Source organism: Trinickia dabaoshanensis (assembly GCF_002879885.1).
In the GTDB taxonomy this organism is placed as follows: Bacteria; Pseudomonadota; Gammaproteobacteria; order Burkholderiales; family Burkholderiaceae; genus Trinickia; species Trinickia dabaoshanensis.
Window position 1 is genome coordinate 15853 of record NZ_PNYA01000045.1, and the last position, 23146, is coordinate 38998.

Annotated in this window: 21 protein-coding genes and 1 pseudogene; 13 read left to right on the forward strand and 9 right to left on the reverse strand. The window is 61.3% G+C overall.

The window, feature by feature from the left end:
* Window positions 1-98 precede the first annotated feature (98 nt).
* Window positions 99-434: a hypothetical protein gene (locus C0Z18_RS31435; RefSeq protein WP_146014150.1), complete on the forward strand. Its 336-nt coding sequence runs from the start codon at window positions 99-101 to the stop codon at window positions 432-434.
* Window positions 435-738: 304 nt separating this feature from the next.
* Here C0Z18_RS31435 and C0Z18_RS31440 read toward each other — a convergent pair whose 3' ends face one another.
* Entirely contained in the window at window positions 739-3312 is a 2574-nt protein-coding gene (locus tag C0Z18_RS31440; RefSeq protein ID WP_102649366.1) for a YbcC family protein, read from the reverse strand.
* A gap of 21 nt (window positions 3313-3333) precedes the next feature.
* Window positions 3334-4920: an NADH-quinone oxidoreductase subunit L gene (locus C0Z18_RS31445; protein WP_102649367.1), complete on the reverse strand. Its 1587-nt coding sequence runs from the start codon at window positions 4918-4920 to the stop codon at window positions 3334-3336.
* Window positions 4921-5017: 97 nt separating this feature from the next.
* Between C0Z18_RS31445 and C0Z18_RS31450 the strand changes: the two genes are divergently transcribed.
* Together C0Z18_RS31450 and C0Z18_RS31455 are read left to right on the forward strand one after the other, a co-directional pair.
* The gene (locus C0Z18_RS31450) at window positions 5018-5914 is read left to right on the forward strand and encodes a LysR family transcriptional regulator (protein WP_102649382.1); all 897 of its coding nucleotides are present in this window, start codon (window positions 5018-5020) and stop codon (window positions 5912-5914) included.
* Between the two features lie 368 nt (window positions 5915-6282).
* A complete protein-coding gene (locus C0Z18_RS31455; protein ID WP_102649383.1) occupies window positions 6283-7035 on the forward strand; it encodes an SDR family NAD(P)-dependent oxidoreductase in 753 nt (250 codons plus the stop codon).
* Window positions 7036-7080: 45 nt separating this feature from the next.
* Here C0Z18_RS31455 and C0Z18_RS31460 read toward each other — a convergent pair whose 3' ends face one another.
* Complete coding sequence (locus C0Z18_RS31460) at window positions 7081-7818, reverse strand: anti-sigma factor (protein WP_102649368.1); 738 nt, start codon at window positions 7816-7818, stop codon at window positions 7081-7083.
* The gene (locus C0Z18_RS31465; RefSeq protein WP_102649369.1) at window positions 7815-8402 is read right to left on the reverse strand and encodes a sigma-70 family RNA polymerase sigma factor; all 588 of its coding nucleotides are present in this window, start codon (window positions 8400-8402) and stop codon (window positions 7815-7817) included. Before C0Z18_RS31465 ends, C0Z18_RS31460 begins: the two co-directional genes overlap by 4 nt.
* A gap of 433 nt (window positions 8403-8835) precedes the next feature.
* On the opposite strand from C0Z18_RS31465, the gene C0Z18_RS31470 reads away from it, so the two are divergent.
* From C0Z18_RS31470 to C0Z18_RS31515, 9 genes are all read left to right on the forward strand, one after another.
* Window positions 8836-9855 carry a MerR family transcriptional regulator gene (locus C0Z18_RS31470; protein ID WP_102649370.1) on the forward strand — a complete coding sequence of 340 codons (1020 nt, stop codon included), beginning with the start codon at window positions 8836-8838 and terminating at the stop codon, window positions 9853-9855.
* Between the two features lie 481 nt (window positions 9856-10336).
* Entirely contained in the window at window positions 10337-10903 is a 567-nt protein-coding gene (locus C0Z18_RS31480; protein ID WP_102649372.1) for a lipocalin family protein, read from the forward strand.
* 284 nt (window positions 10904-11187) lie between these two features.
* Window positions 11188-11988 (forward strand): alpha/beta hydrolase, encoded by an 801-nt coding sequence (locus tag C0Z18_RS31485; protein ID WP_233217572.1) that lies wholly within the window; start codon window positions 11188-11190, stop codon window positions 11986-11988.
* A 335-nt stretch (window positions 11989-12323) separates the two neighbouring features.
* Window positions 12324-13034 (forward strand): GTP cyclohydrolase I, encoded by a 711-nt coding sequence (folE, locus tag C0Z18_RS31490; protein ID WP_102649385.1) that lies wholly within the window; start codon window positions 12324-12326, stop codon window positions 13032-13034.
* Window positions 13031-13249 carry a sigma factor-like helix-turn-helix DNA-binding protein gene (locus C0Z18_RS31495; RefSeq protein WP_102649373.1) on the forward strand — a complete coding sequence of 73 codons (219 nt, stop codon included), beginning with the start codon at window positions 13031-13033 and terminating at the stop codon, window positions 13247-13249. The genes folE and C0Z18_RS31495 overlap by 4 nt, the downstream gene beginning before the upstream one ends.
* Window positions 13250-13364: 115 nt before the next feature.
* Window positions 13365-14660 (forward strand): NAD(P)/FAD-dependent oxidoreductase, encoded by a 1296-nt coding sequence (locus tag C0Z18_RS31500; RefSeq protein ID WP_102649374.1) that lies wholly within the window; start codon window positions 13365-13367, stop codon window positions 14658-14660.
* A gap of 41 nt (window positions 14661-14701) precedes the next feature.
* Window positions 14702-15487 (forward strand): DUF1365 domain-containing protein, encoded by a 786-nt coding sequence (locus C0Z18_RS31505; protein WP_102649386.1) that lies wholly within the window; start codon window positions 14702-14704, stop codon window positions 15485-15487.
* On the forward strand, window positions 15484-16707 hold the full coding sequence (locus C0Z18_RS31510) for a class I SAM-dependent methyltransferase (protein ID WP_233217573.1): 1224 nt from the start codon (window positions 15484-15486) through the stop codon (window positions 16705-16707). Before C0Z18_RS31505 ends, C0Z18_RS31510 begins: the two co-directional genes overlap by 4 nt.
* A gap of 139 nt (window positions 16708-16846) precedes the next feature.
* Window positions 16847-17236 carry a chalcone isomerase family protein gene (locus C0Z18_RS31515; RefSeq protein ID WP_233217574.1) on the forward strand — a complete coding sequence of 130 codons (390 nt, stop codon included), beginning with the start codon at window positions 16847-16849 and terminating at the stop codon, window positions 17234-17236.
* Between the two features lie 70 nt (window positions 17237-17306).
* Here the strand turns inward: C0Z18_RS31515 and C0Z18_RS31520 are convergent, their stop codons facing one another.
* On the reverse strand, window positions 17307-17900 hold the full coding sequence (locus C0Z18_RS31520) for a lipocalin family protein (RefSeq protein WP_233217575.1): 594 nt from the start codon (window positions 17898-17900) through the stop codon (window positions 17307-17309).
* Between the two features lie 30 nt (window positions 17901-17930).
* On the opposite strand from C0Z18_RS31520, the gene C0Z18_RS31525 reads away from it, so the two are divergent.
* On the forward strand, window positions 17931-18512 hold the full coding sequence (locus tag C0Z18_RS31525) for a DUF2878 domain-containing protein (RefSeq protein ID WP_233217576.1): 582 nt from the start codon (window positions 17931-17933) through the stop codon (window positions 18510-18512).
* 31 nt (window positions 18513-18543) lie between these two features.
* Here C0Z18_RS31525 and C0Z18_RS31530 read toward each other — a convergent pair whose 3' ends face one another.
* From C0Z18_RS31530 to C0Z18_RS31550, 4 genes and pseudogenes are all read right to left on the reverse strand, one after another.
* A complete protein-coding gene (locus tag C0Z18_RS31530) occupies window positions 18544-19644 on the reverse strand; it encodes an SAM-dependent methyltransferase (RefSeq protein ID WP_102649378.1) in 1101 nt (366 codons plus the stop codon).
* A 108-nt stretch (window positions 19645-19752) separates the two neighbouring features.
* On the reverse strand, window positions 19753-20550 hold the full coding sequence (locus tag C0Z18_RS31535) for a DUF1295 domain-containing protein (RefSeq protein WP_233217577.1): 798 nt from the start codon (window positions 20548-20550) through the stop codon (window positions 19753-19755).
* 345 nt (window positions 20551-20895) lie between these two features.
* Window positions 20896-21464, reverse strand: a pseudogene (locus C0Z18_RS33735) (IS3 family transposase); the annotation flags it as partial.
* A gap of 203 nt (window positions 21465-21667) precedes the next feature.
* Window positions 21668-22840 carry an epoxide hydrolase family protein gene (locus tag C0Z18_RS31550; protein ID WP_102649381.1) on the reverse strand — a complete coding sequence of 391 codons (1173 nt, stop codon included), beginning with the start codon at window positions 22838-22840 and terminating at the stop codon, window positions 21668-21670.
* Between the last annotated feature and the right edge of the window lie 306 nt (window positions 22841-23146).

Consider the following 23146-nt stretch of genomic DNA (forward strand, 5'->3'; position numbering starts at 1 on the left):
GTTCCGTTAGCCTTGTGCCAGTGCAATTGGCGCGTGCGCATAGCAAGGTTTATCCGGTCCGCTAACAGACCGGCGAGCAATCGAAGCGTTTGTTTTCCTTGAGCATCCAGCACGCGCGGTGCCCGATCAATGACGCAAAGGCTGCCCAGAGCGAATCCGTCCACATCGCGCAGGGCGGCTCCAGCGGTGTCCCCTGCATGCACTCGGTCGTGGCCCGGGCCGGGGCCGAGTATCGCGCCCGACTGCGTACCTCGCAAACGGTGACCGGTCTCACCAATGTGAACGGCAGATGGGTGCTGACGACGCATGAAAGCGGCGAGTGTCCGGACGTTTTCGATGCGATCGTTCTTGCCAACCCGGCGCTCCAGGCCAACGCGCTGCTGCGGGACGTTTCGCCTGCCCTGTCGGTCGTCACCGATCGGGCGATCATGTAACCGACGTGGGCGTTGATGCTCCGTTATGACGAGCCACCGAATGTTGAGTTCGATGCGGCGTTCGTCAATAGCGGCCCTTTGCGATGGATCGCCAACGATTCATCGAAACCAGGCAGGCGCGGCAAGTCGGTCTGGATTCTGCATGCCAGCGCCGACTGGAGTTCACGCAACCTCGCGTGAGGGCTGTATCCAGTCCGAGCAATTCACGGCAAGCGGCAGTGTCCAACTGCCGGTTGCACTTTGGTCTGCCGTTAGGCCAGCCACGCGGCGTTCTCGTCGCAGCCGCGGTTCATACCTTTACCGCTTAAGCGAGCGTCAGCGCATGCCATTGACCGTCGACGTAGCGGGCTAGATTAACGCAGTCGAACCGCCATAGATGCAACCAGCCGTTATCGACGAGTTGGCGCACCTCATTGCGTTCGTGCAGCACCCGCTCGATGGCGTGGGGCGGCGCGTCGATGATCGCCGTCATTCGGAGCGGCTCATGTACCCAGCGTTTTCCATCGTGTAACGACTGGTGGGCCAGCCCGATCCGCAGATCGCCGCCGTTGCCCTCGAACACCCCAATTCGCCCCCCAACGACGTTGTGCAAGACCTTGTTGCCACTGCCCAAGTGCAAAGGGTCGCACGTCGATGCGTGATACTGCCAGTTGATCCAGTGCGCCACGAGCAGCGGCCCAGTCATCAACGATTCCAGCAAGCTACCGTCCGGGTCGCTGTCGGCGTCGTAGTCGTGTAGAAAGCAACGTCCATCCAGATTCGTGCCATAAGTGCGATGACGTGGCGCGATAATGCACGCGGCATTGCCGGCCAAGCCCCACTCGGGTCGCGTCTGAGCCCCGTCGTTTGCTCGACGGCGCAGCAGTGCGAGCAGTTGTGCGCTACCGGTTCGAGGATCGATATCCAGGCTCACCGCCCGCTCGCGGCGAACCTGGTCGCTGGCTTGCGCAAAAACGCGTTGCATGCGGTTCCAACGCTCCAGGGCGACTGGCGGCAGCAAATCAAGGTCGAAACCCTCGATCTCATCGGTCGTCGTGTTGTGTAGGGCTGCCATGAAGACCGTCTGGCTCGCAATCGCGACGCCGCAGCGCCGCAGCCCCTCACGAACGGCGGAATCGTTAAGCAGCAGTGCGAGCGCGCGTGCGTTGACTTCACCCGTCTGACCGCAGCAGGCGCCGCAATCCAATGAGGCCGCGTGAGCATTGTTGCTGCTTTGACTGCCGTGGCCGACGAGCATCACGAGCGGCGCGAAGTGACGCTCCAATCCGATCGCGTGCAGTACGCGCGCGGCCAGATCGACCTTCGCGTCGATGTGCAGATCGCCGAGCGTTGGGCGACAGATCGGCCGGTAGCGTGGCGGCAACCCCGTCAAGTCGTCCCGCTCGCGCGGGCTCCCCGATGGTGCGAACCATCGCACGAGTTTGCCGAGGTATCCCACCCCGGCCGCCTCCACGAAAGAAAACGCAGAGCTGGGCCAGTCGCCAAGCGATTGGCTTTGTTCCGAAAGCGCAAATCGCCGCTGCCTGCCTCTGCGTGCTTTGTCGTTCAGGCTTGCGTCGCCTTCGGTGCGGTCGGCGCCGGAAGGGACTATGCGATCCGTCAACTGCAGCGCAGGCGCGAGCAGCGCCGGCAGTTGAGGTCGTGATGCCGTCGCCCCGAGTGGCGCGTACGCAACCGGTAGGCCGAAGAAGCCTGCAAAACCTATCGTTTGAACGGCCGGCCAGACAGCCTCCATTGATCGGCGCATACGTTCGCTACGGACGTCGATACAAAACACCGCCTGTACCTCGATCGCATCGCGCGGGGCCGCCGTCACTCGAGAGTACGCGGTCGTATCGAGCTTACGCATGAGTTGCCGTTGATAGCCGGCTTCCAGCGCTACCTGCCAGACCTCATCGATTACCAGCATGTCTTGCGCGCGTTCTAACACCGTGGCAGGGTCTTTCCACTCGGCCTGCAACAACGAAATCGCCCGGCGGGCATTCGAGACCCCTTTGCTTTCGAGCAGGATCACGCCCCAAGCAAGGCGAATCGCCAGCAAGTCGCGCAGGTGGGAGTCGGTTTCACCGGCCAACCGGGCCTGCCAACCAAGATAGGCGCACCAGGAGGCCCACCCGTTGACGGTTAGCAGGGCGGCTTCTAAATAATCGGCCCACACGTCGGTCGGCAGGCCGAGACGCTGCAAGACCCAGGTTTCGGCTTCGCGGCGGTCGGCGGGAAGCTTGCCAAGCGACTTGCCGAGTTCGGGTAATCCCATCAACGTCCCGATGCCGTGGTCATGCATGAGCGTGTTGCGCCAAAAAGCGTAAAGACCACCCGTTCGGTCGGGCTGCCACGCCGCTTGGCTGTCATCGAAGTAGGCGGCGCACGTTTGACCGATCTGGTGCGTGACGGCCTGCCGCCAAGTCAAGCGGTTGTCACGCGTCGGGTCGTCATCCAACACGTCGATCAGCAGCGGCAAACGCGGCGGGCTTTCTTCGTTGCGTAGTGCTTCGATGCACTGCGCTGCCGTCAGTGTTTTGTCACGCGCGGCCGGCAGCGAAGTCAACGCTTGAGCAAGGTCGGCGAGCGCGATGCGTTCTTTGCTCCACGCATCTGCAACGTAGCCGCGAGATGGAAACACTCGGAGGCCGCCCAGAACGGCCATGCGCGCGGCGACGAGCCTGACTGGCAGGCCGGTTCGCTCCCAGTGCGGATTGACCGCAATGGCGCGGTTCAGCGGCCACGCAGGCGCGATAGCCCCGCATGCGCGCTCGCAGGCGGCCTCGATCGGGTCGGTCGAGTCGCGTTCGGGCAGGCTCTCGGGTGCTTGAAGCCCGACCGGCGATTGTTCCGGGCTGTAGCGCGAGAGGTCATCGCGCGATGCCAAAGCGTCCATATGTTTCCCCAATGTGGTTTTTTAGTCGGCCGCTACCGCGACCTTCGCGCCTTTCATCGTTTCTTGGAGCGGTGCCGCCATCGCTGCTGGCGTCCAGCGCGTTGGCCAATAGTGCAACGCGAGGCGCGTGCAGAACTCGTCGAGATAGAACCCTGCGTAGCTCCACCGCCGCCACGTATTCAGCTTTTGAGGGCAGACCTGCAGTGCGGCGAGAGACAGGTACATGAGCGCCATGCCTCCCAGTGCGACGACGCCTGCCGCATCGTTCGGTGCATCGATTACGCGCAGCGGCAGCGTATGTCCGAGAGCGGTGATCGTCGTGAGCGCGGTGGCCATGCTCCACCCGACGATGGCGCGGGATAGGGGCGCCGTAGCTCCATTCTGGCGCAGCGCCGGTAGCCAGAAGAGGGGGGCCCAAGCGAGTGCCAGCGCACCGCTCCACCACCACGGCCAGGTCCCGTGTCCAACGAAGAACTGGACCGCTGCGATGCTCGATGCGGCGAACGCGGGCGCCACCAGCAAACTGACCCGCGAGCGTGGCGTCTGGCCACGCATCGCCTTCAGCTTGTTCTCCCGTACGATCGTCGAAGCCGAGAGGAAAGCGTGAGCCTTGTATAGAGAGTGGCCGACAAGATGCATGGCGGCCATCATGTAGAGGCCCAACCCGCATTCGAGCAGCATGAACCCCATCTGCGCTACCGTCGACCACGCGAGCCGGACTTTGATGCTGGTTCGGGTGAGACTCACCAGTCCCGCCAGCAGGGCCGTAACGAGGCCGAGTGTCACCAGGAGCCAACACGCTGCCGGCGTGTGTTTGAGCAGGGGCGCGAATCTGATCAGGGCGTAGCCGCCAAGATTCACGACGCCGGCGTGCAGCAGCGCTGAAACAGGAGTCGGCGCTTCCATCACCTGAATTAGCCACCCATGCATCGGTAGCAAGGCCGTCCGCAAAATTACCGCCAATGCGAGGCAAATCGCGCTGATTTGCAACGGCACGGAAGCACCGTCGTGCGCGAGATACAGCCACAAATCCGAAAAGGAGCCGCTACCGACCGTCGACCATGCAAGCGCGGCTGCGCCGAGCAGTAGCGTATCGGCAAGCGTATCCGCCACGCGCTTCTTATGCGCCGCAAGCAATGCAAGCGGACGTTCGCGATAAAAGCACAGCAGGCGCCGCAATGCCGATCCGACGAGGGACCATGAGACGATCAGCACAACCCAGTGGTTCGCAAGCAGCAGGAGATGAACGCAGGCAAGCACGCTGGCGAGCGCCGCGATATAGCGCGGCTGACCGCGTTCGCCTTGCAAGTAGCGCGAAGAAAACACACCAATGACGGTGGCGAGCAATTGAACCAGGAGGGCCACGCAGGCGCCGAACGGTTCAACGGCAACCCAATGCGACAGTGGCAATGGCACGACGTTTGGCAATGAGAATTGCATTACGAACGTCGACAGCGCGGGCCACACCCCCAACTGCGCGAGTACCGTAAATCGCCTCCATTGCGCGGTCGGGCTTCGCCCCCCGACTAGGGCGGAGAGTGCGGCGATCGACATAAGGCCGATCGGTGTAAGCGCGCACGCGAACGCCGTTAGCTTTGCAATGTTCATGTCTGGACAATTCGTGACAGGGTGTCACGATAGTGCCTTTTGCTGCTTGTTCTGTAAAATTCATTGATTAGAACTAGTTGATGCATAAAACAGAATGATTGATCTCGACAAACTCAACTTTCGTCACCTGTTCTACTTCTGGCGAGTCGCGAAGATAGGGCACCTGACGCGAGCGGCCACCGAGTTGCACGTCTCTCAGTCCGCGCTGTCCGCACAAATCAAGCAATTGGAGGATCGGTTAGGCGAGCCTCTGTTTGAGCGAGAGCGCAGGCGCCTGAGCCCCACTCATACGGGGCAACTCGTATTTTCGTATGCCGAGGACATCTTCGGCCTAGGGCAAGAGATGCTCGGGCACGTTCACGGGCAACGCGAGGGGATGGTGCGCATGCGTCTGGGCAGTGTCGCCACCATGTCCCGCAACTACCAGGAAAACTTGATCCGTCCTCTGCTCATGGACCCCGCGGTGGTGTTGACGTTGGAGTCGGGGTTGCTACATGGATTGCTGGAGCGTTTGCTTCAGCACAAACTTGACGTGGTCCTTGCGAATCAGCCGGCACCTTCCGATCCGGACCGCCCGTTGCACTCTCGCTTTTTAGGTAGCCAGGCCATTTCTCTCGTGGGCCCCGCCAAGGATTGGTCCCAACGCACGCTGCGCGTGCCATTCGACTTGGATGGCGCCGATATCGCACTGCCTGGTCCGCGGAACGTGTTCAGAGCTCAGTTCGATGCCTTGTGTCTTTCCGCTGGCGTGAAGCCCCGGGTGCGGGCGGAAGTGGACGATATGGCGATGCTTCGGCTCATCGCTCGCGATAGCGGTTGGCTGGCTGTATTGCCGGAGGTCGTCGTACAGGACGAGCTTCAATCGGGCAGCTTGGTGACGGTGGGTCGATCCGCAGAGCTGCAAGAACATTTTTATGCGATTACCACGCCGCGTCGACAGCGGATTGAATGGCTGGACCGGCTGTTCGAGGGGGCAGCCCCGGTGCAGCGCTGACCGGCCGTCCCTCGAGGCCGCGCGTGGAGCTGTATTGCGTATTTGAGGGTCGCGCGGACGGCGTACGGTGCGCTTGTCGGCGACCGATCCCTCAATCACCGTAGCTACCGCAGTTTCCAATTCGATGAAACGCTCTTTCGGTTCGACGCGCTGATTTCCAACGAATTTGGGCGGCGCCTTAGCGTCAGTCCGTCGATGGTGAGCGGCATTGCGGCACAATATGGCAAAATTGCGTTTCACCGTGTCGCGGAATCGCGCACACTCTGGGCGCAACCTCTTGGTGACAAACGACTGATACGCAGGCAGAAGCGAAGCGGTTTGGCCCTTGCAGAGCCGGCACGACGGTCCTCCCACAAATGGAAAGCGTTATGTCCTTCGTATGGATCACGGGCGCAAGCGGCGCAATTGGCAGCGCGCTGGCTCGGCGCCTCGGCAGTAAAGGAATTGCGCTCGTGCTCACGGCGCGGGAACCGAATAGGTTGGCGGCTCTGGCCGATTCGCTCGACGCGGAGTCTGTGCTGGTTTGTCCCGCCGACGTCACCGATGCCGCGAGCGTGCAGCGCGCTCTGGAATGCGGGGTAGCGCAGTTCGGGCCGCCGGAGGGGATGGCCCATTGCGTGGGGTCGATCGTCATTAAGCCGATCCATTTGACCTCGGCCGACGAATTGAATCAAGTTCTCGCTACAAACTACCTGTCCGCATGGAACGTCTTGCGCTCGTTTGTGTGCGAGTTGATCTCGCACCGTTTGCCGGGCAGCGCCGTATTGATCGGCAGCGTCGTCGCGAGGACGGGTTTCCCCAATCACGAAGCCGTTGCAAGCGCGAAAGCGGCGGTCGGGGCGCTCGCACAATCCGCGGCTGCGACTTACGCCGACAGAGGAATTCGCGTCAATTGCATCCATCCGGGGTTGACCCTGTCTGCGATGTCCGCCCGTCTGACGGCGTCGGAGCCGGCTATAGCGCGTCTGTCGCGCGCTAATCCACTGGGTCGACTCGGGACAGGCGACGACACAGCGGCGTTGGCCGACTTCCTACTGAGCCCGCACGCCTCGTGGGTGACGGGGCAACAGTTCGGCGTCGATGGCGGACAGGCCGCGTTGACTGTGCCGCTCAAGGCATAGCGGCCAGGTCGTGACGCACACGTTATCCCGTCGGCAAGTATCCGCTCAGACCCCCCGTATGGCGCCGGTCGCGATGACCGGCCCCGTCGGTTGTCCCGTGGGTGACCCGCCGAACGGTTCGACAGAAACGGCAAGCGCGGAGCGCGCACTCATTCGCTTCGGAAGCTCGGCCGGCAGGGCGAGCGAGGCTGCTCCCGACGCCGGCAGCACCCCGAGCGGTACCGGCTTGCCGCCGGGTGCGATCAGCCACAGTTGCGCCGACCGGTTCGCGGCCAAGTGCGGGGAGGCGGCGCCAACGACGATCATTGTCCCGCGTCGCACGTCAAGCGTCGCGATCCAATGCGCTATTCCATCGCTACTCGCGATCGTCGACACCATGTAACCGTTTTGCGAGACCGTCGCACTAGGCCACCGCGTTTCCCTTTCCCTCAGCAAGCTGACGTCCAGCGCCAACAACGTCACCGCGGCGACACTGGCTCCGGCGGTCAGCCAGCGCCACACGGTTGCCTTGCTCCACCAACTCGGCGATCTATTTTCGGCCGGTATCGTGCGTACAACCCCGAGGTCACGTTCGATACGCTTCCAGACGTCTGCTGGCGGCGGCATGCCGGGCAGGTCCTCTGCGAGCGGCGCGAGGCGTTCGAGCCATCGATCAAGCGTTGCCCGCAACTGTGGATCACGTTCGATATCGCGTTCGAGCACACGACTAGCGTCGCCGTCCAGCACGCCTAGCGCGTACTCGGCGCAGCGAAGCTCATCTCGGGTTCGGGCAGGTGCATTCATCGCTCGAGGCACAGTTTGAGTTGAAGAAGGCTGCGCCGGATCCAGCTTTTCATAGTGCCCAAAGGCACTTGGTAGCGATCGGCCAATTCGGTATAGGTCGCGCCGCTAAAAAAAGCTTCCTTGACAGTGCCACGCTGTTTCGCCTCTAGGGCTTGGAGACAGGCCTCGAGACGCTTACGCTGTTGGCTCCAGTGTGCGACGTCGACCGGCGTGGGCGCCTCATCTTCGAGCTCCCTCTCATGCGCTTCGTCGATATCGAATTCGCGATGCTCGCGCATGCGGTCGATCGTGCGGTTGCGCGCCAACGTTACGAGCCAAGTCATGGCGTTACCCCGTGCGGGGTCGAAGGTGTCCGCGCGGCGCCAAGCGCGCATGTAGACGTCTTGGAGCAAGTCCTGCGCCTCCGCCCGATCGCGGATCATGCGCGCGATCACTGCAAAGACATGCGAGGCCGTGAGCGCATAGAACCGTTCGAAGGCTTGCTTGTCTCCGGCGGCGATCAGTTGAACCATTTGATTCAGAAGGGCGCGACGCGTTGCGTCATCATCGGGGCTCGCGGTCATGCGAAGCGTGTTCTTCGTCATATGAGTTCGATGAGCCGTCTGGGCGTGGGGCGATTTGGCGATGCAGCTGCGTGAGCAAGGGCGAGATTGGCCGCCAGCCGTTGAACGTCACGGAACCACACGACGATCGGTTGGCTCTTGCGCGGCGGGCTGCGACGGGTCATCGTCCTCAGAATGGCATTGATGAAGCAAAAGTGTACAAGGTTTTGCGCTACAACAGCGTTGTACTGGCCGACTCATGAAACGATATGCGTGCTAAGCACTGTAACGTACCATCTGCCGGCTGGGCAAAAGCGACGGCTCCTCGCCGCCACATGACTTCGACGGTCGATCGGCGATCGAAAGCGGGTGCCTGGCAGGGGCTGCTGTAGTAGCATGGAGCCTATCGTGAATCAGAAAAGCGACACAACACCGTTTCGCGGTTCGCGTCAAACCCACTGTCGAGAGGAAGCGCATGAAGAAGAAGGCTGCGAGGGCGGCAGTCGAGCCAACAAGTCTAAAGGTACATGCGAGCGGCGAGCATCGCTATCGAAGTGGCGAGGCCGCGCGACTGGCGAAGATGCCGCCCACCACGCTGCGCATGTGGGAGCGCCGCTACGATGTCATCAGCCCCATGAAAAGCGAGGCCGGTCAACGGCTGTACACGGAGCAAGATGTGCGACGCTTGGTCCTGCTCAAGGCGCTGGTCAGGCAAGGACACTTGATCGGCTCGATCGCGCGCCTGCCGCGCGAGCAGTTGGAATCGTTGCTGCAGGTACGCCCGGAAAGTGTCGCATCTGAACCGCGAGCGACTCAGGGCGGAGCGCAGCGGCTAGTTCGCATCGCGGCGGTGGGAGCGGGGATACAGCGGCGCCTGAGTCTCTCGTTTATGCAGACGGGGTGCGCCGAATACGTGGTGTTGCTCGAACTGTCCAGTCTGGGCGAAGCCGGGGTTGCGGCCGACAGAGGAGAACAGGTCGACGCACTGGTGGTCGACGTGCTTGCGCTGACACGCGATGTGGCGGCGCAGGTGCTCGAGATGCGAGGCCGTTTGAATGCACGGATCGCGGCTGTTTCCTATGCCTACGGCAATGCCGAGCCCACAGAGACGTTGCGCTTGGCGGGCGTGCGGCTCTACAGGGCGCCGCTCACCGCGGTCGAGAGCCGGCAACTCGCGGCTGATTTGCAGGCAGGCGGCGCAATGGCTGAGGCGACGGTCGCCGAGGTGGTTGGCGCTCGCGGGCCTCGCAGGTTCGGCGACGAGGAACTTGAGCGCTTGATGTCGCGCTCAGCCGTGGTGCAATGCGAGTGTCCCCAGCACCTGGGGGAGTTGATCATGCGTCTCGACGCCTTCGAGCGTTACAGCGATGATTGCATGTCGAAGTCGGTGGATGATGCTGTGCTGCATCGGCATTTGGGCGATGTGACGAACCGCGCCAGAGCCATGCTCGAATCCGCGCTGATACGCGTACTGGACACGCAAGAGCACAAGTAGGCGGCGCGGCCACGCCGACCGGCTGATCGCGCACCAAAGCGCCGAAGACCCCAGGTTGCCACTCGACCTAAGCGCCGAACGGACGCGCCCGGTCGAGAATTATCGTCGCATCCTCAGGCTGCGACGCCGGCGCCGGCCGAAACTATATCGGACATCCTGCCAGTTCTTGGGCCATGCGCGCTGCCAGGCCCGCGTGCGCCCGCACGCCGCGAAGAACCTGCAAAGCGCTCGCTTACTGCCCTTGTGTGCTCCCGACTCATTCATTGAACAATATTCCTTTCGGCGGAAGCGGGCCTAGCTAGGCCTGAATACCTCGTTGATCGCTCCGAAGGCCGCTCGGCATTCTTGGCGTCGATTTAAGCGTGTGTCGAACTGGGGTTTGACATGTGACGAGATATGGTTTCATTTTCATGTTGTGTGAAACGGGGTTATGGGTCACACTAATGATTGGTTGATTGGCGTAAAGTTCCTGTGGAGCCCTATGCGTTGGTCGGGAAGCAGTCGAGCGTTGGTGGTCGCATGCGGGGCCCTGACGGTCTGCGCCGTCGTGGGCGGCTGCGCGTATTTCGCTGGTGGCAAGGTGGGCAATGCGAGCGTTCCTCAGCCGGCCAAGCCAGTCGACGTCGCCCGCTACTCCGGCAAATGGTACGAATTCGCGCGCTACGAAAATCGCTTCGAGCGAGGATGTGAAGGGGTGACCGCCGAATACGCGGTACTCGAGCATGGGCTCATCTCCGTGCGCAACGCATGCCAGGAAGGGCAGGTTGGCGGACGCGAGCGCGTATCGCTAGGTCGAGCAAAGGTGCTGCCGGGCAGCGGGCAAGCCAAGCTTAAGGTCTCTTTTTTCGGTCCGTTTTTCGTGGGCAATTACTGGGTGTTGGACCATGCCGACGATTACACATGGTCGATCGTGGGAGAGCCCTCGGGGCGCTTTCTCTGGATTTTGACGCGCGACGCGCACCCGTCGGATTCGCAAGCGCGGGCGCTCTACGACCAGGTGCGCGCGTTGGGGTACGACGTGACCATGCTGCGGCGCACCGCGCAATGAAAAAGCGCACCGGCGCTGCGAGCTTCGGGGCGTTGGCAAATCACTCGGGGGGCGCCACGGAACCATCACACGGTCGTGTCCGGCGTCGCTTGGCCCATTGAGGGCCCCGCAAACATAGGCGCATCCGGCCCCTCCTTTCGCCCGTATATCCCCTCTGACGTTGCCATTTCCGTGCGGCATATGTCCGCAATTCCACGAACAAGCAAAAAATGATGCACAGGGTTGCCTCTATCGTTTGTCTAGCGCTGACCTTCGGCTTGCTTGCGGGTTGCGACGGCGCTCAGATGCTGAACGCGTTCGCGCGCACTGACGATTACGAGTTGAAGCAAGCGGTACCCTACGGGCCTGACGCGCGCGCGCGGCTCGATATTTATTTGCCCGTCGGTCTAGGCGCCGGCGCATCGCCGGTCGACGCGCGCGGTGCGCCTGTGGTGGTGTTCTTTTACGGCGGTAGTTGGCAAAACGGCGCGCGCGAGCAATACCGCTTCGTGGGTGCGGCGCTTGCATCGCGCGGCTTCATCGTAGTCGTGCCCGATTATCGAAAGTATCCAGCCGTAGTATTCCCAAGCTTCGTTGATGATGCCGCGCGCGCGGTAGCCTGGGTGCGTGGGCATGCCGAGAGTTGGGGTGGCGATCCAGACCGGCTTTTTTTAATGGGTCATTCGGCCGGCGCCCAGATTGCGGCGCTGCTTGCGACGGACGGGCGATACCTTGGCGCCTACGGCATCCAAAAACATCAAATAGCCGGAGTCGTCGGCCTGGCGGGCCCCTATGATTTCTTGCCGCTTCAGGACGCCACGCTTCGCCGAATCTTCCCTGGACCGCTTCGAGCGCGGAGTCAGCCGATCAATTTCACTCAAGGTGGCGAGCCGCGTATGTTCCTCGCGGTGGGGGCGGACGATACGACTGTCGATCCAGCCAATACGTACCGGTTCGCCGCCCGCCTAAGGGCGGCGGGGGATGCGGTAATCGTCAAGCGCTATCCTATGATGAGTCATGCCCTACTCGTCGGAGCGCTAGGGGCGCCATTGCGCCTCATCCTTCCGGTCTTCGATGATGTGACGACCTTTCTTGCATCCCGCTGAGCTCGCTTTGCAGGCATAGCCCCCGCACGAGCTTGGGGGTACCATGCGCTCGCCGCACAGTGAAACGAAATATTGAATTTAGATCGTTTCAATGAAACGTAAACGCGTTACACTGCATCTGAACCGTGACGAGTGGGCTAACACCTCCGTCTTCGAACATCGGGCGGGCCGCTTACTGGAGCAAAGCCTCGCACAGACGCACGAGATCCGTCCTATCCAAGGACGGTCATCGGCGGCAAGCTAACCTCGGAGAAGCGTGTATGGAATCAGTAATCGAGCAATGCGTATCGCCGTGGGAGCCCGCGCGGGAGGCGACAGCCTCGGTGGGGCCCGCAATGACGCCGTTGACGCCTGGGCAAACGGTGGTCTCTGATCGCGTCCGCCGTCGGTTAATGCATGCTGGAGCGCGATTTCACGCCAATGACAACATCGCCGACTTCCTGCGCGACGGCGAGTTGGACCTGCTTCAAGAGGAAATCGAAGCGCGTTTCGAGGGTGTGTTGCGAGCGCTGGTTATCGACGTCGAAAACGACCACAACACACGCGAGACAGCCAAGCGCGTGGCCAAGATGTTCGTGCGCGAAGTATTCGCAGGGCGGTACGAGAGTGTGCCCCGCGTTACCGAATTCCCGAATGTCGAGCGCCTTAATGAACTGAACATCATCGGGCCGCTATCGGTCAAGAGCGCCTGCTCGCATCACTTGTGTCCGATCGTGGGCCGCGTTTGGGTAGGGGTGCTGCCCAACGCGTCGTCAAATCTAATTGGTTTGTCCAAATACGGAAGGCTCGTGAACTGGGTGATGAGCCGTCCTCAGATTCAAGAGGAGGCGGTCAAACAGCTCGCCGACCTGCTCGAGCGCCGGATCGCGCCCGATGGTCTGGCGGTGGTGATGGAGGCCGACCACTTCTGTATGCACTGGCGAGGCATCAAAGAAAGCGACGCGAAGATGGTAACGAGTGTCATGCGCGGGTCGTTTCTCAATGACCCGGCGTTGCGGCGAGAGTTCATGACCTTGCTGCCCGGGCGCCGCCAGGGGGAGATATGAAGATCCCTTTAGCCAGCAGCGAGGGCTTCGCGGACTGCTCCGACGGCAAACACTCGCGTGCGGAACAGCGGCAAACCATTAGCCTCGCCTACCTGTGTGAACGCTCTCACTCACAGGTAGCGGGCATGCTATGCATGCCGCTCGGTACAGTGAAGGCGCCCATTAGGCTGGGCCTCGTCAATCTAAAACGACTGATCGAAGCGCCGGTTGCCTGACGCCGAATGCGCATCCGCCCAAGCCTCTTATACGTATTTCCATCGCATATCGAGCGTGATCGGCCGCCGTTGGCTGCGCGGCCTGCCCCCTCCGACGCTACCGCAGGACAATTGAATGATCGAGATCGCATCCGCTCCGCGGTTCGGCAGCAAGGTGGCCGTAATTGGCGCAGGCATATCCGGCCTCGCCGCGGGATGGCTGCTATCGCGCCGTCACGACGTCACGCTGTTCGAAGCGGGCGAGAGATTGGGTGGGCATACGAACACCGTCGACGTCGAGATGGATGGGGTGACACATCCCGTCGACACCGGGTTTCTGGTATTCAACGAACGTACTTACCCGAACTTGATCGGGCTGTTCGACGAATTGAAGGTGGACTCGCACGCGAGCGATATGTCGTTTTCAGTATCACTCGACGGCGGTCGACTCGAATGGGCTGGAACGAATCTGAACACTGTATTCGCCCAAAGGCGCAATGCGCTTTCCCCGAGTTTTCTCGGCATGCTGCGCGACATCATTCGCTTTAACGGCATGGCCGACCAGTACCTCGCACAGGCCTCGCAGACAGGATGCTGCGTCGGGGATCTACTGGATGCGGGGCGCTTTGGCGACCCGTTCCGCAACCACTATTTGCTGCCGATGGCGGCCGCCATTTGGTCATGCGCGACAGCGGATGTACTGCGTTTTCCAGCGACAACGTTCCTGCGTTTCTGCATCAACCATGCGTTGTTGCAGATCAACCAGCGCCCACGATGGCGCACAGTGCGCGGAGGCGGCCGCGAATATGTCCGGCGCCTCGCCGCAGCAATAAGTTGTGTACGCGCCGATGCACGAGTCGAGCGTATCCGCAGGGTGGCAGGTGGCGTCGATATTTCGGTCGCGGGCGAGACGGTCCGCTTCGACCAGGTGGTGATCGCCACGCATGCGCCCACGAGCCTGAAAATGCTCGAGGACGCGGATGCGAAAGAGCGCAGCTTGCTCGGCGCCGTGCGCTTTCAGTCGAACGTTGCCATCTTGCATACCGACGAGGCGCTTTTGCCTCGACGCCAGCGCGTATGGTCCGCATGGAACTATTTGGCTAGGCGCAACGAAGCAGGCACGGCGCCTGTGTGCGTCAGCTATTTGCTCAATCGACTGCAGCCTCTGCCATTCAAAAAAGCGGTTATCGTCACGCTGAACGCGCACTGCGAGCCAAGGCCCGATAGGCAGCTGGGTCGGTTCACCTACGATCATCCGTTGCTCGACCACGCGGCCGTCAGCGCACAGTACCGATTGTCCGAGATCCAAGGGGTACGCAACACCTGGTTTGCCGGTGCTTGGACAGGGTACGGCTTTCACGAAGACGGACTGAAATCGGCCCTACGGGTGGCAGCTGCTTTCGGCGTCAGGCCGGATTGGGCACAGATATGAATCCGAGCGGATGCGATCGCGGCGACGGGCCGGACCTTCTTATGCTCGGACGCGTGATGCACGAGCGTGTCAGACCGGTGCGCAACCGCTTCGTTTATCCAGTGTTTTGCGTGCGTTTCGATTTGAGCCGCCTGCCAACGCGACGAGCATGGTGGTTCGGCATAGGCAGATTGCGGCTTCTTGGGATAGACCCTCGTGACTACGGCTCGTGCGACGGCAGCGATTTACTCGCGTGGGTACGCGGCCAGCTCGTGCAAGCGGGCCTTCCCGACGACGGTCGCATATGGCTGCAGACTTTTCCGCGCGTGCTCGGTTACGCGTTCAATCCCGTGAGCTTCTGGCTTTGCGAGGATCGCGACGGCAATTTGCGCGCGCTGATCGCGGAAGTGCGCAACACGTTTGACGAGCGTCATCGTTATCTGCTTCGCGCCCCAGGCGGCGTGCCGATTGACTCTGACACGCCACTCGATTGTGCAAAGACGTTCCATGTTTCGCCGTTTTGCCGTGTTGAAGGGCGATACGTGTTTCGAGTGCGTGAGACGCGACGGGCGGCATGTATCGCGATCGACTACCACGACAACGAAGGGCTTTCGATTCGGACGTCGATCGGCCTGCGCAAGACGCCGCTCACCGCGTGGAGCGCCGTGCGAGCAGTTGCGCGGCAGCCTTGGCTCACGTTTGCCGTCGTTGCGTGCATTCATTGGCAGGCGCTGCGCTTATGGCTTAGAGGCGTGCCCTTTTACGGCAAGCATCCGCCGCCACCCGCATCGCGAGACGACGCCGCTGTGGATGCTGTTTCCCCAACGCAAGAACAGGTACAACGATGAAGCCCTTTCCGACTTTGGTAGGTCAGCCCGCCATGCCGTCTTCGGCCCGCCTATTTCTCGCGCTGCTCGATCGTCTGCGCGTTGGGCATCTGGTGGTGAATACGCCTGACGGTAGCCAGCGATTGTTCGGTCAAGCGCATGCTCAGCCGGGCGCCCACCTCGCGTTGCTCGACTGGCGCGCTTGCGCGCTGATGCTCCGAGCCGGAGATATCGGCTTCGCGCAGGCTTACCGCGAAGGTTGGGTCGATTCGCAGGATTTGGTGGCGTTGCTGCGATTGGCGATGGTGAACGAGGGCGCGATGCCGCAGCCGGTCGTCGGCGGGATGCTTGCGCGCGCATGGTACCGGCTGCGCCACTGGATGAACCGCAATACGAAGGCGGGCAGCCGACACAACGTGCACGCGCACTACGACCTCGGCAATGATTTCTACGCGCTATGGTTGGACCCCGAGTTGACATATTCCAGCGCGCTCTTCGAAGGTGACGCGCAACGTTCTCTCGATGCGGCTCAAAGCGCGAAGTACCAGCGCATCCTCGATCGACTTGGTTTGCGTCCCGGCATGCGAGTGCTGGAGATCGGCTGCGGGTGGGGTGGATTTGCACTACATGCTGCGAGGCAGGGCGTTCATGTCCATGGCATCACGCTGTCGGCGGAGCAACTCGACCACGCCCGTACTCGAGTGCATCATGAAGGCTTCGCAGAGTCTGTCAGCCTCGAGTTGCGCGACTACCGCGAGGTTCGTGGCCGTTACGACGCTGTCGTGTCCATCGAAATGTTCGAGGCGGTGGGAGAGGCGTTTTGGCGTGATTGGTTCAAGGTAGTGCGACAGTGTCTATCCGATGGTGGGCGCGCCCTCGTTCAGACGATCACGATCGACGAAACGCGATTTGCCGCTTATCGCGCATCGAGCGACTTCATCCGCGAGTACATCTTTCCGGGCGGGATGCTGCCTTCGGCTGAACGCTTCGTCGCCCAGGCGCGTCGAGTTGGACTGCGTGCGCAGCGTTCGCTGGCGTTCGGCCTGGACTACGCGCGAACGCTGCGCGGCTGGCGCGAAACCTTCGAAGCGAACCTGCACGCGGTACGGGCGCAGGGCTTCGACGAGATTTTTATTCGCACGTGGCGGCTTTATCTCGCATATTGCGAGGCTGGATTTACCGAGGGGCGCACGAACGTCATGCATTTCGAGCTCGAGCCGGTCACGTATGCGGCCGCTTGAATGGCTCTGCCGGTTCGGCGCGCTGGTGACCGCTGCTTGTCTGTTGGTGTGCGCGGCGCCTGCTCGGGCCGGCTGCTTGGGCGATGTCGAGCCGAGGCATCTGGTAGGAGCGGGGCGGTTGTGCCTATTCGGATTTTGCTTGTATGACGCGCAACTGTGGGGGGATGGCGCGCCGGATAGCTTCACTTTGCCATTCGCACTGCGGTTGACTTATCGGGTACATGTGAAACGGGCCCGGCTTGTGAGTACCGGCTTGGACGAGATGCGACGACTAGCGGTTTCTCCGATATCCGATTCGGTTCTCTCCGTTTGGAGGAAAGACATGGAGCAGGGATTGCGCGACGTGGCTCCCGGCGACACGTTGTGCGCCGTATTTTTACCGCGCCAGGGCGTGCGCTTTTATGCGAACGGAGAACCAACCGCGGAAATTGCCGATCCTGCGTTTGCACGCGCCTTTTTTGGCATTTGGCTCGATACCGATTCGCGCGCTCCTGCGCTGCGCAAACAACTGTTGCACGCTTCGCAGTAGACGCGAAGCCGCGGGTGCGTTTTCACGAGATGTGTCTTGCTCGACTTCGCGACGATCGTGCGCAAAGTGGTCAGCCGCCTCCATCGGGAGAGGCGAAGCCGGGCTTGCCTATCTGTGATGGCAGCTGGGGGACGCGGCGCACACGCGAAGTATCGTAGCCCATCGCGTCCATCCGAGCGAGTAACGACCGATAGGCATCGTCGCTGATTTCGGGGGAGCGGGCAAAAATCCACCCCAAGCTCTTATCCGGGTATCCGAGGATCGTATATCGGTAATCCGGATCGACGTAGACGGTGAGTTGGGTCACATAGATCGGCCAAAACAAGCGGACCCGCCATTCGGCGTTGCCGCTGCCCGGAACCACTTTGTCGACGAAATGGTACTTGGTAAGCGGGCCGTCGAGACGCTTCTTGTGGCCGGCATAGCTGTCGTCGATTTTGCCGTCGGCGCGCAGCGACCATTGCGCATAGCTACCCACGTAACCACGCTCGGCGAAATAGGGAATGTTGGCGATGATGTACCAGCGGCCCATATAGCGCGGCAGATCGATCGGGACGGTCTGCAGCGGCACGGCCGCCCGCGGGTTCGGATTGGGCGGTGTTTGAGTGCAGGCCGAGACGGCAACGAGTGTTAGGCACGCCAGTATGTTGGCGACCTTCGGCAACCGAAGTACTTCGAACGATAGGAGATTCTTGTGCGAGATTCCGAACGCGGACGCAGCGGGCCGAGGGCAGCGAGCAGGGCCGCCCGACGAGCCGAGCTTTGGCAGTATGGCGTAGTGGGGCAGGTTGCCTGGCTTTGCGCCGTACTCGGCGGAGCGCACGGCCGCGCGCTTCCGGGGTTGCTGACGGCCGCCGGAATCGTCTGCTGGCATCTTTGGCGCGCGCCGCAACCCACGCGCGAAGCGCGCGTCGTCGCCATCGTCGCAATAGGTGGGTGGCTGTGGGACAGCGCTCTCGCGGCTGCGGGCTGGCTCGTGTATCCGGGCGTTGCGGCGGCCCCTGCCGTGGCTCCCGCGTGGATCGCGGCGCTCTGGGCTATTTTTGCGGTTCAACTGAACGTCCTCTTCGTTTGGTTGCGAGGTCGATGGGTCCTCGCGATGTTGATAGGCGCATGCGCCGGGCCGCTGTCTTTCCGCGCCGGCGCTTCGTTGGGCGCTGTGCGATTTGCACATCCGTGGCAGGCGCTCGCGATGCTTGCCGCTGGCTGGTCGCTACTATTGCCGCTCGCCGTAGCGATCGCGCGACGCTGGGACGGAGTGCGCCCGCGCGCATAGCGCCCCGGCATCGCATTTGCGGGACTGTCTATCAGCGCTTTTCGAATAGGTAATGCGCAACGCCCCACTCGTTGCCATCGGCGAAGCCGAACAGTTCGGCCACGGCCATGTAAAACATGCGCCAGCGTTGGAACCAGCGCGAGGCGTCGACCGGGCCGTAGGTCTCCGTTAATACAGGCATGACGGTGTCTTTCGCCGCGTCTAGCCGAGCGAGCCAGTCGTTTGCGGTGCGTTCGTAGTGTGTGCCGTTCAACCACCAATGGCGCGTTACCGCCAAATCGTCTTGGAAGTGGAGCAGAAGCGATTCCGAGGGCATCGTTCCCCCTGTGAAAAAATACTTCGACATCCAGTCGCTGCGCTCCCGTACTTCGAAGTGATAGGCGAGCGTTCGATGCGCAAAAAGATGGACGAAAACCTTTCCGTCGGGGTGCAACCAATCGGCGATTCGCGCCAGCAACGCTTTATAGTTTTTCATGTGCTCGAACATTTCGACCGACACGATCCGGTCGAAGCGCTCGCCATCCGTGAGCGTGTCAGCGTGGATAGTTGCAATGTTTCCCGTGAGCACCCTGATGTTCTTGAGCTTGCGGACGGCGGCCTGCGCTTCGATGTGCGCGCGTTGCCCCTGGGAGTTGGATAAGGCGACGATTTCCGCGCTTGGATAGCGTGCGGCGAGCCACAGCGATAGCGATCCCCATCCGCAACCGAGGTCGAGGATGCGTTGGCCATCCTTGATCGCCGCGCGCCGCTCGTACAGCGCGAGCATTGCTTCCTCTGCGTTTGCAAGTGGCACTTCGCCGTCGGCGTACAGGCAGCAGGAGTACTTGAGATGAGGGCCCAGGTGAGCAGCAAAAAACGCTGGCGGGAGTTCGTAATGTTGAGCGTTGGCGGCCTCGGTTTCAATTGCGATTGGGCTCGCGGTCAATTCATCGATCAGGGACGCGAGGCGCGATGCGCGATACTCGCCGTCCTGCGCGCCCTCGTCCGCGAGACGTTGCGCGATCAGTCTGCGCATTCCTGCGCGCACGAGCCAGTCGGGCAGCCACCGGTTTTCGCAGATGCGCGTAAGAAAGTCGTCCGACGGATTCGTGCTCGAGAACAGTTTCGCTAAGTTCGTGGTGGTTTGTGGCATCTTGGCATTTCCCCATCTGCAGCTTTGGTTGTTTCGAGTGTTTGAAGGCTCAGGCAACGAAGTCTCCGTATTTCCGTCGGTGCCTCGCTCGTTAAGGCGTCGTGCCGCTCACTCCCGCCGGGGCGGCCAAGGCACGAGTGCGCTGGTACGGCGCTTGTATGAGGCATAGCCCGGACGCGTTGCGGTTAGATGCTGTTCCAGCATGGGCAGGCCGGAGATCTTGGTCAGCAGCAATGCCATGAGCAAAGGGGGTATGACGGTCAGCCACGCGAAAGGCGCGCCAATAGAGAGGAATACGTACGCCAGCCAGTGTAGGCATTCGAAGAAGTAATTCGGGTGACGCGAATAGCGCCACAGCCCGGCTTCACAGACTGCGCCAGAGTTCAGGGGCTGCGCCGCGAACCGGGCAAGCTGGCGATCGGCAATCGCTTCTCCAACCACCGAAAGCAACCAGACTGAGCAGGCCGCCGCGAGAAGAGGTGCAGAGGGGCGATCAACGCGGAAGGCGGGTATCGCAAACGCGACGGACAGGACCATCGAGACGGCCACCTGAAGCTGGAACAGCCAGAACATGCGATGGTTTGCCTTCGCCCCCCACGTATCGCGCATTTTCCGGTAGCGCGCATCTTCGGGCTTGTCGGCGTTGCGGCGCCGGAGATGCGCGGCAAGCCTCAGCGCCCAGACCGATCCGCCTAGCCCAACCATCCACCGCGTCAGCGCCTCGCCCGAAGCAAACGACGCGTATATGAGTGCGACACCGCCAAGGGACGCCGCCCAAACCGAGTCGACTATCGCGGCGTTACGCGTATAGCGTTGGCGCCACCATGCTGCGCTGAATACCACTACCAGCATCGCCAGGGTGCACGCGGCGAGCCAACCCTGGGTCGCTAAGACATGCGAATTCATTCTTATGCTCCCGCCATCAGAATCGGGAAAGCTCTAGGTGATGAGCCCAGAGCGCAATGGATGCTGAGAACGCCAGCGTGCTGAACCCGCCGCCCCATGGGCGCCAAGAGCACGCGTGCCGCGACTCGCGCGCAGGGTATATCTGTTCTCGCCATGCAAATGCCGCTATCTAACACTGGTTTCATAAGCAGTTCGTCACCAAGTTTCAGCGAAATGGGAACAGTGATCATTAATAGATATATACGCGCGGAGTCCGCAACCGGATGTGCGTGCGACGCGAAAGGCCATCGGCGGGAAATGCGCTCGACAGTTCATTGGCTAGCCCCGGCACTTCGCGGCGCGCAGTCGTTCGACAGATAGCGTCGACATGCGCTTCATCAGCGTGCGTACACGTCGACGGCCGACTCCATGGCCCTCCGGCGCAGCAGGCGGGCCAGGTTCCGCGCCCCGGCGACCGGAAATTCCATGTGCAGTTCGTCGATCCGGCGCAGCAGTTTCTGATCCGCTTCGCCAACTGGCCGAGGTTGGCGGTAATACACGCTTGATCTGGCCACGCCGACGAGACGGGCCTGCTGCGCTATCGGCAACGCATGCTTACGCTCGATCATTTATTTGCGCTCAGCAATCCCGCCTTGTCGAGCGCGCCGCTTAAAGAATCATTTTCCAGCGCCAATTGTCCGATCTTCGCGTGCAGCGGTTTCGGGTCCACCGGAGGCTCGTTCGACAGCGCTCCGCCCGCGCCGAACACGTCCGCCGCGCGCTCCTGCAACTGCCGTTTCCATTCCGTGATCTGGTTGGGGGGCACGTCGAACTGCTGCGCCAGTTCGGCCAGCGTCCGCTCGCTTTTGACTGCGGGCCAGTGCCACTCGCGCTTTGAACGCGGCTGAGTGGGGCGGTCCGGTTCTCTTCCTCATCTTTCCGGTTCCTTTACCTGCATTGTCGCTGGCTCGGGCCCCGGCCATTCCACCTATCTGGCTGTCCGAATTTCGCCGGCCACCTCTCGCGCCAGCGGTGACGCCGACACTTCTGTATAAAGCGATTCCCTTTATCACGTGACATTTGGCGATTGGGATAACGCGATCGAGCGTCAACGGGCGGTTCTTTGTGCGACGGTATATCAAGTTTCAGGGCGAAATTCCGTCCTGAATGGCCGAAAGAACCTCCTGATCTCCTCCGCCAATAGTTCGGGCTGCTCAAGCGCAGCGAAATGGCCTCCCGCAGGCATTTCCACCCATTGAGTGACAGGAAACACCCGCTCGACCCAACTGCGTGGTGGCATCGGCAACTCGCGTGGAAACGCTGCCACACCAAGAGGGACGTCTACGCGTTCGCCTGCCTCGAAAACAAGTGGATTCAACCGATTTCCCTTGTAAAGGCGCAATGATGCCGCGATGCTTTCAGAGAACCAATAGAGCGATATGTTAGTAAGTAGAACATCAATGGGTACTCCGTACTCGGAGACATCGCTCCTATCCGTCCAGGACTGAAACTTCTCCGCAATCCAGGCAGCAAGACCGACGGGGCTGTCGGATAGTGAAAACGCCAACGTTTGCGGCTTTGTGGACTGTATTGCCGCATAGGCGCCTTCCTCTGCGGAGAATCGACTAGCGCGTTCAAGGAAGCTATTTTCATCGGCCGATATCGGCAGGTTTTCATCAGCGACATGCGGTCTAAAGCTGCCGGGGATGTAGTTTAGGTGAGCGCCGAGAATGTTCTCAGGAAAAAGACGGGCAAGCCACATTGACACGCCTGCGCCGATATCGCCGCCCTGCGTTGCGAACCTTTCATAACCAAGCTCGCGCATCAACTTTCGCCAAAGCACAGCGACCTCCTTCGAACTCATCGCAGATATTTTCGGGCGCCCTGAGAAGCCGAATCCGGGCAGTGATGGAACTACGACGTCAAACGCATCTACGCAGCTACCGCCGTGCGCGCCAGGGTCGGCGAGCAGCGGGAGAATGCGCTCCATCTCGACAAAGGATCCTGGCCATCCGTGAGTCAATAGGAGCGGGATCGGTGTGGGGCCAACGCCTTTCCGGTGTACGAAATGAATTTCGATGCCATCGACGTTCAAAAGGAATTGTGGCAGACGGTTGAGTCGTCGCTCCTCGGCGCGCCAGTTAAAAGCGTGTATCCAATAGTGAACCAAGTTTCTGATCGCAGCTAGGCTAGCACCATCGGCCCAGGTTGCTTCATCAAACACGACTGGCCATCGTGTTGCTCGCAAGCGTGCATTGAGATCGGTGATTGCACTGTCGCTGATGTGTATTTGGTACTCACGTATTTGCATGTGGAGCTCCAGTTTTTCTGCATCTCGGCTTCCTTACAAGCTAAATGCGACGAACAGAAAGCCGCTTACTTTCGATGAATCCCGCTGACGGGTTCATTGTTCCCACGGTGGACGGCCCAGAGCAATGCGCGGCTGTCGGTATGCCTTTTCGATACGTCTGGTTTTAGCCGCTCGGCGTCTGTCACGGATCGGCGTAATGGAGCCGGGGAAGATCGGCGTAAAGGCGCCACGTGGAAGGGTTCGGAAACGCGGTTTCGAACGCCGTCAAGAATGCTAGTTTTTGGCCCGTTTTTCAATGCCTGAAAC